11 protein-coding genes, 3 tRNA genes and 1 pseudogene are annotated in these 12,791 nt (G+C 73.2%); 6 read left to right on the top strand and 9 right to left on the bottom strand.

What is annotated here, in order from left to right; translation table 11 throughout:
* Nucleotides 1–88 precede the first annotated feature (88 nt).
* Nucleotides 89–388 carry a YtxH domain-containing protein gene (locus ACIQ8J_RS03190; RefSeq protein ID WP_403265201.1) on the bottom strand — a complete coding sequence of 100 codons (300 nt, stop codon included), beginning with the start codon at nt 386–388 and terminating at the stop codon, nt 89–91.
* A 170-nt stretch (nt 389–558) separates the two neighbouring features.
* On the opposite strand from ACIQ8J_RS03190, the gene ACIQ8J_RS03185 reads away from it, so the two are divergent.
* From ACIQ8J_RS03185 to ACIQ8J_RS03175, 3 genes are all read left to right on the top strand, one after another.
* Nucleotides 559–631: transfer RNA gene (locus ACIQ8J_RS03185), tRNA-Asn, on the top strand.
* Nucleotides 632–636: 5 nt separating this feature from the next.
* A tRNA-Asn gene (locus tag ACIQ8J_RS03180) sits at nt 637–709 on the top strand.
* 164 nt (nt 710–873) lie between these two features.
* Nucleotides 874–947, top strand: a tRNA-Ile gene (locus ACIQ8J_RS03175).
* A gap of 182 nt (nt 948–1,129) precedes the next feature.
* Here ACIQ8J_RS03175 and ACIQ8J_RS03170 read toward each other — a convergent pair.
* Together ACIQ8J_RS03170 and ACIQ8J_RS03165 are read right to left on the bottom strand one after the other, a co-directional pair.
* Nucleotides 1,130–1,702, bottom strand: a complete 573-nt coding sequence (locus ACIQ8J_RS03170; RefSeq protein ID WP_403264204.1) for a GNAT family N-acetyltransferase — start codon at nt 1,700–1,702, stop codon at nt 1,130–1,132.
* A gap of 121 nt (nt 1,703–1,823) precedes the next feature.
* Nucleotides 1,824–2,003 carry a hypothetical protein gene (locus ACIQ8J_RS03165; RefSeq protein WP_403264203.1) on the bottom strand — a complete coding sequence of 60 codons (180 nt, stop codon included), beginning with the start codon at nt 2,001–2,003 and terminating at the stop codon, nt 1,824–1,826.
* 203 nt (nt 2,004–2,206) lie between these two features.
* On the opposite strand from ACIQ8J_RS03165, the pseudogene ACIQ8J_RS03160 reads away from it, so the two are divergent.
* Nucleotides 2,207–3,285 (top strand): annotated as a pseudogene (locus ACIQ8J_RS03160) (Tm-1-like ATP-binding domain-containing protein).
* Between the two features lie 121 nt (nt 3,286–3,406).
* Entirely contained in the window at nt 3,407–4,642 is a 1,236-nt protein-coding gene (locus ACIQ8J_RS03155; protein ID WP_403265198.1) for an MFS transporter, read from the top strand.
* Between the two features lie 30 nt (nt 4,643–4,672).
* Here the strand turns inward: ACIQ8J_RS03155 and ACIQ8J_RS03150 are convergent, their stop codons facing one another.
* The 5 genes from ACIQ8J_RS03150 to ACIQ8J_RS03130 form a co-directional block, all read right to left on the bottom strand.
* On the bottom strand, nt 4,673–6,004 hold the full coding sequence (locus tag ACIQ8J_RS03150; RefSeq protein ID WP_403264201.1) for a carboxyl transferase domain-containing protein: 1,332 nt from the start codon (nt 6,002–6,004) through the stop codon (nt 4,673–4,675).
* On the bottom strand, nt 5,997–7,409 hold the full coding sequence (locus ACIQ8J_RS03145; protein WP_403264199.1) for an acyl-CoA synthetase: 1,413 nt from the start codon (nt 7,407–7,409) through the stop codon (nt 5,997–5,999). Before ACIQ8J_RS03145 ends, ACIQ8J_RS03150 begins: the two co-directional genes overlap by 8 nt.
* Nucleotides 7,410–7,545: 136 nt before the next feature.
* Nucleotides 7,546–9,138: a GAF domain-containing protein gene (locus ACIQ8J_RS03140; protein WP_403264197.1), complete on the bottom strand. Its 1,593-nt coding sequence runs from the start codon at nt 9,136–9,138 to the stop codon at nt 7,546–7,548.
* Nucleotides 9,139–9,374: 236 nt separating this feature from the next.
* Complete coding sequence (locus tag ACIQ8J_RS03135) at nt 9,375–10,412, bottom strand: rod shape-determining protein (protein WP_403264195.1); 1,038 nt, start codon at nt 10,410–10,412, stop codon at nt 9,375–9,377.
* A gap of 277 nt (nt 10,413–10,689) precedes the next feature.
* Nucleotides 10,690–11,256, bottom strand: coding sequence for a hypothetical protein (locus ACIQ8J_RS03130; RefSeq protein WP_403264193.1), 567 nt, complete (start codon nt 11,254–11,256; stop codon nt 10,690–10,692).
* 147 nt (nt 11,257–11,403) lie between these two features.
* On the opposite strand from ACIQ8J_RS03130, the gene ACIQ8J_RS03125 reads away from it, so the two are divergent.
* On the top strand, nt 11,404–12,135 hold the full coding sequence (locus tag ACIQ8J_RS03125) for a hypothetical protein (protein WP_403264192.1): 732 nt from the start codon (nt 11,404–11,406) through the stop codon (nt 12,133–12,135).
* A 112-nt stretch (nt 12,136–12,247) separates the two neighbouring features.
* Here the strand turns inward: ACIQ8J_RS03125 and ACIQ8J_RS03120 are convergent, their stop codons facing one another.
* Entirely contained in the window at nt 12,248–12,670 is a 423-nt protein-coding gene (locus ACIQ8J_RS03120; protein WP_403264190.1) for a MarR family winged helix-turn-helix transcriptional regulator, read from the bottom strand.
* Nucleotides 12,671–12,791 lie beyond the last annotated feature (121 nt).

The following is a 12,791-nucleotide window of genomic DNA, read 5'->3' as shown; positions in this document are numbered from 1 at the left end:
GCCCCGCGACATGCGCGGGGCCGGGTGGTGCCGGTGCCCCGGTCGCGCGCGGGGTGCGGGTGATCGCGGTGCCCCGGTCGCGCGCGGCTCAGGTGTTGCTGGTGCCCCAGTCGTCCTCGGAGCCCTGGCCGCGCTCGCGCAGGGAGCGCACCCGGTCGGCGACGGAGGCGGGCATCCGCTCCCCGACCTTGTCGCTCACCGCCTGGAAGGCCTTGCCAGCGACCTCGCGCGAGGTCTGCGCGGCCGATTCGGCGGTGTTCCGCACGGCGGGGTTCTGCGCCATCTGACGTGCGGACTTCTTCAACTGCTCGTAACGCTCGCGCCCCGCCCGGGTTCCGAGCACGTATCCGAGAGCCAGTCCGACGGCGAACGTGAGCCGGTATCGCATGGCGGTCACCCTTCCTAGCGTGTGTGCCGCGCCTACCCGCGCGGCCCCGTGATCACCCGGGGCGGAACCGATTGGCGGAGCACCCCCCTGCTTGCGCTAATGTATGTGTCGCAGCGAACGCACGCCGCCCGGGATCACCCGAGGTGGGTACGTTCGAAGCAACGAGGCATTCCCCTGTAGCTCAATTGGCAGAGCAGCCGGCTGTTAACCGGCAGGTTACTGGTTCGAGTCCAGTCGGGGGAGCTCGATCTCCTGTAGCTCAATTGGCAGAGCAGCCGGCTGTTAACCGGCAGGTTACTGGTTCGAGTCCAGTCGGGAGAGCAGCGGAATCGGACCCTTCGGGGTCCTTTTTCGTATCCGGCGGAACCGCTGGGATCTCCGCGCGGTCCTCATGGTCGTGCGATGCCGACCATCCGAGGCAGGAGATCGTATGAGCGGCTATGCTGCGGCAGACGGCGCGCACAAATGTGCGCGACGCGCCGTTAGGGGCGGTAGCTCAGCCGGTTAGAGCAGCGGACTCATAATCCGTCGGCCGTGGGTTCGAGTCCCACCCGCCCCACTGCTAGGCGCAGGTGCAGAAACGATCTGGCCTGCGCCTTTGGCGTATCCGGGGAAGACGGCAACCGCCGCCGAGGAAGGGCTCAACGGGCCCGCCGTGAACCGGCGGAGGGCCTCCATCGAGGGATCACCCGCACGGCCCACCGCACCCCCCAACAGGTCGTCAGCGTGCCTCCTGTGGCGTCACCACAGCTTGTCGATGCCGCCCGGGTGCAGTGCGATCCGTGTGTGCGCGAAGGCGGATCGCGCCGCACGGCCCGCTGGCGTGAAGAAGGCGCCCATCGTCACTTTGTCGAAGCCGGGGCGGTCGCTGGGGAACGGGTCGTCGTCGGTGCCGCCGACCAGGACCGTGCCGGGCAGTTCCTGCCACCCCGCGGCCTCGTAGAACGCGCGCAGCGGGCGGTCGCAGGTGAACAGCCCGATGTCGTACGTTCCGCCGCGAGCCATGTGCTCACGCGCGGCCGTCACCAGCGTGCGCCCGTGACCCTGCCCGCGGGCCGCCCGCCGGGTGACGACCGTGCTCAGACCACCGGCCCGCAGCCGGTGGCCCGCGTGCTCGATCTCCTTGGTGAGGATGTCGAGGGCGGCGAGCACGGTGGGGCCGTCGACCAGCAGCATGGACACGGGCCGCAGCGCCGGGTCATGGCTCGTCCCGCTGCTCGGCACGTCCCGGGGCCAGGCCTCGTCCTGAAGCGCGAGGACCTGGGCGCGCAGGGGGGCCGGGGTGTCGGCCTCGGGGAAGGTCTGGATCTGCATGGTGTCCTTTTGCTCGGGGGGCCTCGGTGAGTATCCCGGAACGGAAGAAGCCCCCGGCGATGCGCACAAGTCCGTGCGGCTGCCGGGGGCTTCTTCGTGGGGCCCTGGGGTTACGGAGCTTTCACAGGGCGGACTGGAACGCCGAGGCGCTCGGGACGTTGGTGGCGGCTGTGGTGACGCGGTCGAGGGCGGCCGGGGCGTGGCCGGCGTGCTGTGCCGCGGCCCGCGCGGTGAGCGGCACACGCCGGGTGGTCTGCGGGGTGGTGGCGCTGCGGGTGGCGGCGGAGATCAGGGTGTTCATGGATGGCCTTCCGGGTGATGCGTGGCCGCCCCCGCCGGATGAGGGCGGGGGCGGTTCTGACGCTGACTGATCGGGGGAAGCGTAGCGGCGGCCAAGGGCTGCGGCGCGCGCATGCGGACGTGGCATAAAGGTGGTCCCCGCAGCCGGACGGCGCCGCCACGCCCCCCACCTGAGGCGATGGGCGCGCGGGGGCTTGTTCGCCGGTGCCGTACGGCCGGACATTGCTCGGGCAAGTGGGTCCCGGGCCATTGACCCGCCCGGGGTACGGCCCGGGTGGCGAGGGGGTCTTGCCGGAGGCGGGCCGGGCGTGGACATTACAGATCATTGCTGTAGTGGTGCTGGTGGGAACGCTGGACACCAAGGGCGAGGAATACGGCTGGATACGCGAGCGGCTGCCGCGCGCCGGGGTCGACGTCGTGCGGGTGGACGCCGGGGTGATCGGTGAGCCGCGAGTGCCCGCGGATGTGACCCGGGCGGAGGTGGCGGCGTCGGCCGGGGCCGACCTGGCCGCGTTACGGACCGGCGGGGACCGGGGCTCCGCCGTCACGGCGATGGCCGAAGGGCCACCGCGACCTTCCAACGCCTTTACGCCGAGGGGGAGTTGCACGCCGTCATGGCCGTCGGCGGCAGCCGGGGCACCTCCATCGCCACCCGTGCGATGCGCGGACTCCCGCTCGGCCTACCGAAGTTGATGGTGTCCTCGATGGCGGGCGGCGACGTCGCCCCGTACGTCGGGTCCTCGGACATGGCGATGATGTACAGCGTCGTCGACATCGCCGGGATCAACCGCGTCACGGGCCCGGTGTTCGCCAACGCGGCGGACGCGGTGGCCGGGATGGCGAAGGGGTTCGCCGCGGCCTCCCGGGAGCTCGGACCCGGGCAACTCGCCTCGGGCGGGCGGCCGTTGACAGCGGCCGGCATGGTCGGGGTGACCACCCCGGGGGTGGACGCGGCGCGCGAGCGGCTGGCCGAGCTCGGCTACGACGTGCTGGTGTTCCACGTCAGCGGCGTCGGCGGGCGCACCCTGGAGACCCTCGCCGAACATGGCATGTTCGCGGGCGTACTGGACCTGACGCTCAGTGAGCTCGCGGACGATCTCGTCGGGGGGATCCTGACCGCGGGGCCCGACCGGCCGCGGGGCAGCGGCACGGAGATCTTCGAGTACGACACCCACATCAACGACCCCGCGTTCGGGCGGGCGGCGGCGGACCGGCTGCACGCGGTGGTCTCGGCCGGTGCGGGAAGGCGACCTCCCGGCCGGGCCGCCGATCCGGGCCGGTGACTTCCCCGGCCGTGCCGCCGGTCCCGGCCGGGGGTTAGCATCCCGCGTGACCGAACAAGCCGAGCAACCCAGCGAGACCGAGACGCCGCAGCCGGACACCACCGGGACCGGCACCGGGGCGATACGGGCGAGGCGGAGCATATTCGCCGACCTCACCCCCTTGCGCACCTCCCCGGACTACCGCCGCCTCTGGTTCGGCAACATGGTCTCCTGGGTCGGCAGCGCCATGACGGCGCTCGCGATCTCCCTCCAGGTCTACGACCTCACCGGCTCCAGCTTCTACGTCGGCCTGGTCGGCATCTTCACCCTCGTACCGCTCGTCGTGTTCGGCCTGTACGGCGGTGCCATCGCCGACACCGTTGACCGCCGCAAGCTCGGCCTGCACAGTGCGCTCGGGTCCGCGGTGCTCTCCGCGGCCCTGTCGGCCGGGGCCTTCGCCGGGCTGGCGAACGTCTGGTTCCTGTACGCCGTCATCGCGCTCCAGTCGGTCTGCCAGGCGCTGAACGCCCCCGCCAGATCCGCGATGATCCCCAAGCTGCTGCCGCCCGAGCAACTGCCCGCCGCCAACGCGCTCAACTCGATGATCATGACGACCGGCACGCTCGTCGGCCCGATGCTGGGCGGGCTCGTCGTCGGCTTCGCCGGGTACCGGACGGCGTACCTCATCGACGCGATCACCTTCGCCGCCTCCCTGTACGCGATGTGGCGGCTGCCCGCGATGCTGCCCGAGCGGACCGGCGCCCAGCGGGCCTCGGTCCTGGACGGGCTGCGGTTCCTGGCCACCCGGCCCAACCTGCGGATGACGTTCTTCAGCGACTTCTGCGCGATGATCCTGGCCCACCCCCGCGCCCTGTTCCCGGCCGTCGCCGTCCTCTGGTACGGCGGCGACGCCCGCACCACCGGACTGCTGGTCGCCGCGCCCGCCGTCGGCGCGCTGCTCGGCGGGGTGTTCTCCGGCTGGCAGGGACGCGTCCGCCGGCACGGGCTCGCGGTGCTGATCTCGGTCGGCGGATGGGGCACCGCGATCGCGGTGTTCGGGCTGACCCGGCACCTGTGGCTCGGCCTGTTCATGCTCGCGCTCGCCGGGTTCTCGGACACCGTCTCCATGGTGTTCCGCAACACGATGATGCAGGTCGCGGCGCCCGACGAGATGCGCGGCCGGCTCCAGGGCGTCTTCATCGTGGTGGTCACCGGCGGGCCCCGGCTCGGTGACTTCCTCGCCGGTACGGTCGCCGACCTCACCTCGCCCGCCGTGATGATCGTGGGCGGCGGCCTCGCGTGCGTCCTCGCGGTGACGGTGCTCGGCCTGAGCCGCCGCGGCTTCGCCCGCTACGACGCGCGCAACCCCGTGCCGTAGCGGGCCGGCCGGGGCCCGCGCCCCGGACCGTCAGGCGCCCAGTATCCCCCTCGCCACCCCGAGCTCCACCAAGTCCTGCGGGCGCAGCCGGAGTTGGGAGGCCGTCTGCTCGATCTCCGTCGGGGGGCGCTTCAGGATCGCCGCCGCCAGTTCCGGCGCGATCACCGAGAAGTAGCTGTCCGCCGTCACCCAGGTGCGGCCCGGTGACGTCAGGGCGAGGGCGCCGCCCGAGCCGCCCTCGCCGATGACCAGCGTGGTCACCGGCACCCGCGCGGCCGCCAGCGCGGCGAACGCGTCGGCGATCGCCGCGCCCTGCCCGCCCCGCTCCGCCGCCGCGTCGTTCGCCGCCCCCGGGGTGTCGACGAGGGTGAGCACCGGGATGCCGAGCCGGTCGGCCAGCCGGACCAGGCGGGCCGCGGTGCGGTAGCCCGCCGGACGGGTCGCGGTGCCGGTCTGGGCGGCGTACGCGTAACTCACGCCCTCGTGCAGGCCGAACCCGCACAGCATCCCGGGGTCGACACCCCCGCAGCGGTCGCCGGCCAGCGCCCGCCGGTGCGTGAAGTACGCGTCCAGGTACGCCTCGGCGCGCGGGCGGCCCGCCGACCGTGCCCGCCGCACCGCCTCCCACCCGTCGGCGGGCAGCCCCGCCGATCCGAACGCCTCGGGCACCGGCGCCGGTTCGGTCCGCCGGCCGCCGCCGAGCAGCGTGAGCCACCCGGCGAGGACGCCCCGCAGGTCCTCGCCGCGCACGATCGCGTCGATCTGGCCCGCGGCCAGCTGGCCGCGGGCGCCGTAGGCGGCCGGATCCGCGTCCGCGGGGCGCACCCGGGAGCCCGCGAAGCCGATCTGGGCGTCCGGCAGGGCCAGGATCACATCGGCGCCCGCGCCGAGGGTGGCCCAGCCGCCGCCCGTCGTGGGGTCGCGCAGTACCGCGATCTGGGCGAGCCCGGCCTCCCTCAGCAGCGTCGACTGCCGTGCCACGCGCTGGAGTTGGGTGAGGGCGAGCATGCCCTCCTGCATGCGGCTGCCGCCCGTGGCGATCAGCGAGACCAGCGGCAGGCGCCGCTCGCGCGCCGCCCGGTACGCGGTTTCCAGGCGGTCGCCCGTGCGCCGGCCGAGGGAGCCGCCCAGGAAGCCGAACTCGAAGGAGATCAGCACGCAGGGCCGCCCCTCGACCAAGGCGAGGCCGCAGACGACCGACTCGTCCTCGCCGGTACGCTCCGTCGCTCTCGCGCGTGAACTGTCGTATCCCGCCCAGGAGATGGGCCCGTCCTCGGGGAAGTCCCGCTCGGGTGCGGCGAATTCGGTGAAGTCGGCGGCGACGGTCGCGATCGCCGCGCGTGCGGACATGCGCTCAGACATGCAGGGCTCGCTTCATGATCTTGCCCATGTCGTTACGGGGCAGCTCCGTGAGGAAGTGCACCACGCGCGGGCGCTTGTGCGGGGCCAGTTCGGACGCGACATGGTCGCTCAACTCCGTTGCCGACGGCGGGGATTGGTGGTCGGTCGGCACCACCCAGGCAACGATGCGCTCGCCCAGGTCCGGGTCCGGCTCGCCCGTCACCGCGGCCTCGCGGACGCCCGGATGGTCGAGCAGCGCGTTCTCGATCTCGCCCGCGCCGATCTTGTAGCCGCCGCTCTTGATGAGGTCGGTGGCCTTGCGGCCGACGATCCGCACCCGGCCGTCCGCGTCCCGGCTCGCCAGGTCGCCGGTGCGGAACCAGCCGTCCTCGGTGAACGCGGCGGCCGTCGCCTCCGGCCGGTTCAGATAGCCGCTGAACAGGTTCCGGCCGCGCACCTGGATCTCGCCGATGCCGTCGGCCTCGTCGGCGAGGCGCAGTTCGACCCCGGGGAGCGGGGTCCCCACCGTCCCGGGGTGGGCGCCGTCGCTCTCCCGTACCGCGCACAGCATGAGCGTCTCGGTCATGCCGTAGCGCTCGATCACCGCCCGGCCCGTCGCCTGCGCGATGCGGCGGTGGTCGGGCGCGGGCAGCGCGGCGGACCCGGACACCAGCAGGCGCGCGTCCGCCAGCGCCTTCGCCAACTCCCGGTCCCGGCCCACCACTTCGGCGATCCGGTGGTACATCGTCGGCACCCCGAACAGCATCGTGGCGCCCGCCGACAGCTCCCGCGTGACGCCCTCCACCGAGAACCGGCCGAGGTGGCGCACCGAGCCGCCGCGGCGCAGCGGGCCGAGAATGCCCAGGATCAGCCCGTGGACGTGGAACAGCGGGAGGCCGTGCACCAGGACGTCGTCCGCCGTCCAGCCCCAGGCGTCCCGGAGCGCGTCGAGCGTCGACGCGATGGCCCGGCGCGGCAGCACCGCGCCCTTCGGCGGGCCGGTGGTCCCGGAGGTGTAGACGATCAGCGCGGCCGCGTCGTCGGCGGGCTCCGGCGGCAGCGGCCCGGCGGTCCCGGCGAGCGGTACGTCGATACGTACCAAATCGGCCAGGGCGGGCGGGAGTTGGTCTCCCTCCGAGGCCAGGACCACTGTCGGCGTGCTGTCGCGCACGATGTGGGTCAGCTCCCGTTCGCCCGTCTTCGGGTTGAGCGGTACCGCGGGCACGCCCGCGACGAGGGCGGCCACCACGCCGACCACCGTCTGCGGGGTCGGTGTCGCCCAGACCGCGACCCGCCCGGCACCCGCGAGGCGGCGGGCCAGGGAGCCCGCCGCGCCCGCCAGTTGGGCATGGGTCAGCGAGTGCTCGCCGAAGCGGATCGCCTCCCGCGGCTCGGCGGCGTACAGGGAGGGGAAGAGAGGGGACACGTACGGGACTCCTCGCGGTCGACGGCACGGGCGGGCGCCGGACGGTGCCGGGCCCCAGGTCACCGACCCTACGCGGCGCCGTCCGCACGCGTGATCCCCGTCCTGCCGTACGCGTTCGCGGGCGCCCGCCCGCCTGCTACAGCGGTGCCTGCCAGGTCAGTGTGGTGCCCCGGATGCCGTCGTCGCGCATCCCGTTGTCCACGACGGTCAGCCGCACCCCGGCCCGCCCGTCCGGCAGTTCGGCGCCCGCGTCGATGGCGATCCGCACCGACGACACCCCGGCCCGGCGGTGCGCCGCGGCCAGCGCGCCGCGCAGCGCGGCGAGGAGCTGGGTGTCCACCGGTTCGGTGACCAGGGTGTCGACCGCGCCGTCGAACCGCACCGAGGGCCGGAAGCCGAGCAGCGCGCCCGCACCGGCCGTCTCGCGCAGGACCCGGCCGCGCAGGGTCGTCGGGGCGTCGGCGGGCGGCTGCTGGAGGGCGAAGATCGCGGTGCGCACCTCCTGGATGGTGGAGTCCAGCTCGTCCACGGCCCGGGTGAGCGTCTCGTCCGTGTCGTCGGCCGCGGCCTTCTCGGCCCGGCGCCGGGTCGACTCCAGCATCATCTCGGTGGCGAACAGCCGCTGCACGACCAGGTCGTGCAGATCGCGGGCGATCCGGTCGCGGTCCTCGTACACCGCGAGCTGTTCGCGGTTGTGCTGGGCGTCGGCGAGTACGAGGGCGAGGGCCGCCTGCGAGGCGAACTGGGCGGCGAGCAGCCGGTCCACCTCCGTGTAGGGGCGGGCGCCGCGCCGCCGGGGCAGGGCGAGGGTGCCGATCAGCTTGCCGCCGCTCTGCAGCGGGAGCAGCATGCTGGGTCCGAAGCGGCTGCGCACGTGGGTGGTCATCCGCGGGTCGGTCGCCGAGTCCTCCACGAACACCGGCTCCCCGCCCAGGAGTTGGACCAGGACCGGCGATCCCGGCTGGATCGTGGTGCCCACGATGTCGTCGGGGTCGTCCGGCGCGGAGGCGGCGACGATCTCCATGCCGCCCGCCGCGGTGGGCTGGAGCACCACCCCGGCCGCCGCGTCCGCGAGCAGCCGGGCCCGCTCGGCCACCGTCATCAGCGCGTCCGCCGCGGTGTCGCCGGTGAGCAGGGAGGTGGTGACGGCCGCGGCGCCCTCGATCCAGCGCTCCCGCACCCGTACGGTCTCGTACAGCCGGGCGTTGCCGATGGCGATCCCGGCCTGTGCGGCGAGGACCCGCAGCAGTGCCAGGTCCTCCTCGGTGAAGGGGCCGCCGCGCTTCTCGGTGAGGTAGAGGTTGCCGAAGACCTGGGTGTGCACCCGGATCGGTACGCCCAGGAACGAGCGCATCGGGGGGTGGCCGGGCGGCAGTCCGGCCGAGCGGGGGTCGGTGGTCAGATCGTCGAGCCGCAGCGGCCGCGGGTCGTGGACGAGGGCGCCGAGCAGCCCGGTGCGGCCGTCGGGCAGCCGGCCGATCCGTTCGCGTTCGGCGTCGGTGAGGCCGGCCGTGAACAGTTCGGTGAGCCGGTCGCGCTCTGGGTCGACCACCCCGAGCGCTCCGTAGCGGGCACCGGTCAGCTCGGTCGCCGTGTCCACGATGTGCTGGAGCGTGGTGTGCAGTTCGAGCTCGGTGCCGACGCCGAGCACCGCCGCGAGGAGCACCGGCAGCCCGGGTGGCGCACTGGCCGGGCCGGCCGTACTGTCCGGATTCTCCGCTTCAGTCATCCTTCGAGGATCCCTCACCGCGGCCGTCCGCCCCGGTCGGGGCCGCCGAGCGCTCCGCGGGGAGCGGCGTTTGCCGGCTGCTGGCCGATGGGGGTCCCCCCTGCTCGAACGAAGTCGAGAGTTTGGGGGAGGCCGGCCGCGCCCACGCGGCGGAGCCGCATGGTGTCACAGCCTCGCGCTCCTTCAGGGCGCACCGCACCGCACCGGGCTTCCGCAGGACCGCTCAGTCGCGCCGTTCACTCAGCCATCGGGTCGATGACCATGGGGTGGATGCTGCCCTCCAGCATCGCGCCGAGGCCGAGGATCGCGCACACGTCGGGGCGCTCCGCGATGCGCACCGGCATGCCCGTCGAGGTGCGCAGCATCTGGTCGAAGCCGGGCAGCAGCGCACTGCCGCCGACCATCATGATGCCCCGCTCGGCGAGGTCGGCGACCAGATCGGGCGGGCACTCCCGGAGCACCTTGCCGATGCCGTCGAGCACGGCGGTCAGCGGGGTGTGGATGGCATCGCGTACGGCGGCCGTGTCGACCAGGACCGAGCGGGCCATGCCCGTGGCGACGTCGCGGCCGTGGATCTCGGTGGACTCGGGGCCCTGCGGGGTGAGTCCGTTGCCGCTCAGGGCCAGTTGCAGCGGGCGCATGGACTGGCTCGGCATCATCAGTTCGTGCTGTTGGCGCAGGTGCTGGATGACGGCGTGATCGATGGCCTCGCCGCCGACCGGGATGCGTACGGCCGTCACGATCGCGCCCAGCGAGAGCACGGCGATCTGGGTGGTGGCGGCGCCGCACGCCATGATCATGGTGGCGGTGGGCTGCTCCACCGGGAGTCCGCAGCCGACGGCGGCCGCGATCAGGGTGTCGACCAGCTCGACGCGGCAGGCACCCAGCCCCATCAGCGTCTCCACCGCGGCGCGCTGGGCGAGCGGGTTGCTGTTGTGCGGGGTGCACGCGGCGGCGCGCAGCCGCGGCTTGCGGCGCAACTGGCGGCGCAGCTTCTCGCCGAGCAGATGACGGAGCATGCGCCGGGCCATCTCGATGTCGACGACGGTGCCGCCGGTCACCGGGCGGGCCACCCGGATGTACTCGGGCGTGCGGCCCGTCATCTGTTCGGCGAAGGTGCCGACGGCGATCAGTGCGCCGGTACGGGTGTTGACGGCGGCCACGCTCGGCTCGTCCACGACGAGCCCGGCACCCTTGATGTAGACCCGGGTCCTGGCGGCTCCGAGGTCGACGGCTACATGGCAACGGCGCAACTGCTCAAGACTGACGGTCACGGCAGATCCTCCCGAAAACGGTATTGATTCGCATCCTGCGACCGTTTGGGGACCGGCGCGCGCTGGGCTGCGCCGGTCGGGGAGAAGCCGACTGACGGTCAGCCAGAAAGGGGATGGCCCGCGGGTCGACCCCGGTCTGGCCGGCGCCGGCCGGCGATCCGGCGATCGGCTGAGGTGGCTGCCGGCGGAGCTCGGCTGCCGGTTGGTCAGCCTGTTCAGCGGTGTCCTTTCAGTGGCCTCCTCCAGATGACGTGCGGGCAGATGACGTACCGGAATGTCAGGGCAGCAGGCGCTGGAGCAACCCCCACGTGAACTCCGCCACGCGCTCCCGGCCGTCGGGCAGCGTCAGGGCCAGCTGCCAGCGGGTCGGCGCCGAGCCCTCCATCGGGCGGGCCGGGGCGAAGGCCCGTGCCACCTCGTCCACCGTGCACGACCAGGGCCGCAGATCCTCCTCCCCGCGCAACTCGGGACCCGGTATGCCGGGGGCTCTGACCAGCCATTCGTTCCACACCGCACCACCGGGCCCGGCCAGCACCTCGAACCGCAGCTCCGGCCAGAGCGGCACCGGCCACAGCTGCGCCTCGCAGCGCAGATCCCCGATCGTGCGCGGCACGACCGCCTCCGGCGCCCCGAGCACCGAGCGGTAGCGGGCCAGGGCGCCGCGCGAACGGGAGGACCGGAGCATCGCCTGCCAGCGCTTGTTGGCCTCGCGCAGGTCGGCTGTTGAGGCGCCCAGCTCCTGGCGGGCGTCCTCGACGAGCCCCGGCTGGTGGTCGGCCATCCGCCGCAGCAGCACGAGTTGGAAGTCCAGCGGGCCGAACGGCGGCGTCACGGTTTCCGTCATGACGTCCATCCTGCCCCGCCCCACTGACAACGCCCCGGTCCATGACGATTCGTCACGACGCCACGCCACGGAAGGTGACCTTCCACACAGGATCCACACACCACCGGCCCCTTTTTTTGGCCGACCGCCGAATAGCCTCCGTTGGCCATGGATTACTGCCACTCCTGCCAACGGCACCTCAACGGCGCACTGGCCTGTGCCGGCTGCGGAACCCCCGCGGAGGAGCTCTGGCGCGCGCCCGAGGACGAGCTCCTGGTGTACGCCGGTGCCACGTCCGGCGTTGACCGCGGGGAGGTGCTCGCACCCTCCGGCCATCGGCGTGCCCGCAGAGGGCGGCGGGCGCGGCGCGGGCGCGGGCGGGTGATCCTCTTCGGTGCGGCCGGCCTGGCGCTGGTGCTCGGGGCAGTGGTGGCCGTACAGGTGGCCACGCAGCCGTCGGGTGACAACCGGGCGTCCGCGGTGCGGCAGGACCAGACGATCTCCGACCCTCAGCCGCTGCCGTCGGGCAGCGCGGCGGCGGTGCCGGTCAAGCCGAGCGGCAAGCCGGTCTCGCGGGAGCGGAGGCGGGGTTCCGGCTCGGGCTCTGGGGAGTCGGGGCGGAGCGGCCGGTCCGGGGTCGGCGAGGCCGACCCGCGCAAGAACGGTTCCGCGGCGGGCGGGGCTTCCGATCCGGCCGCGCCCGACCCCGGGCCCTCCGGGTCCGCGCCGTCGGCCCCCGTCTCGCCGGGGCCGTCCGGGTCGCCCGGACCGGGCGGACCGGGCGGACCCGCGCCCTCCGGTGGGCCCTCGACGCCGGGGGCGCCACCGCCACCGCCACCACCGCCTCCGTCGCCCAAGCCGACCAAGACCTGTACGCCGTTCCTGATCTGGTGCATCTGACTCGCCGTTGCCGGGGGCGCCGCCCCCGGCACTCCGCTCCTCAAACTCCCCCAAGGCCCAAAGGGCCGGGGGGACCCTCACGAGGGGCTGGATTTTCGCCGGTCGGGGCTGATCAAGACCCCAGCATCCGCCGCAGCAGATCCCGCAGCACCGTCCGCTCCTGTGTCGACAGTTCCGCCAATGGCTCTCGGGCGAAGTTCAGGGAGTCGCGTAGGCGGGTGGCCGTGGTGAGGCCCTCGGGGGTGGGGGCGGCGAGTTTGATGCGGCGGTCGGCCGGGTCGGGGCGGCGTTCCACCAGGCCGCGGGCTTCGAGGCGGTCCACGATGCCCGTGATGTTCGACGGCTCGCACTTCAGCTTCTGGGCGATCCGCCGCATCGGCATCGGTTCGAGGGAGAGCAGACCGAGGACCCGGGCCTGCGCGCCGGTGAGGGAGTGCTCGGCGGCGGCCCGTTCGTACTCCTCGTAGTAGCGGCCGACGACCGTGCCGATCAGCTCCACGACTTCGAGGCTCAGGGGATCCATTCGGGGGGTCATGCCCCTCAGCGTACCCAGTTACTTGACAATCTCAAATATCTCGGAGCATTGTTCTTTCAGTACCTGAAGCATCGACCGATGCCGCTCGGGTATCCGATCTGAACGCATTTGCTCGCAGGAG

The sequence above is a fragment of the Streptomyces sp. NPDC094147 genome (assembly GCF_044764265.1).
Lineage (GTDB): Bacteria > Actinomycetota > Actinomycetes > Streptomycetales > Streptomycetaceae > Streptomyces.
This window is presented reverse-complemented; position numbering and strand designations above follow the sequence as displayed.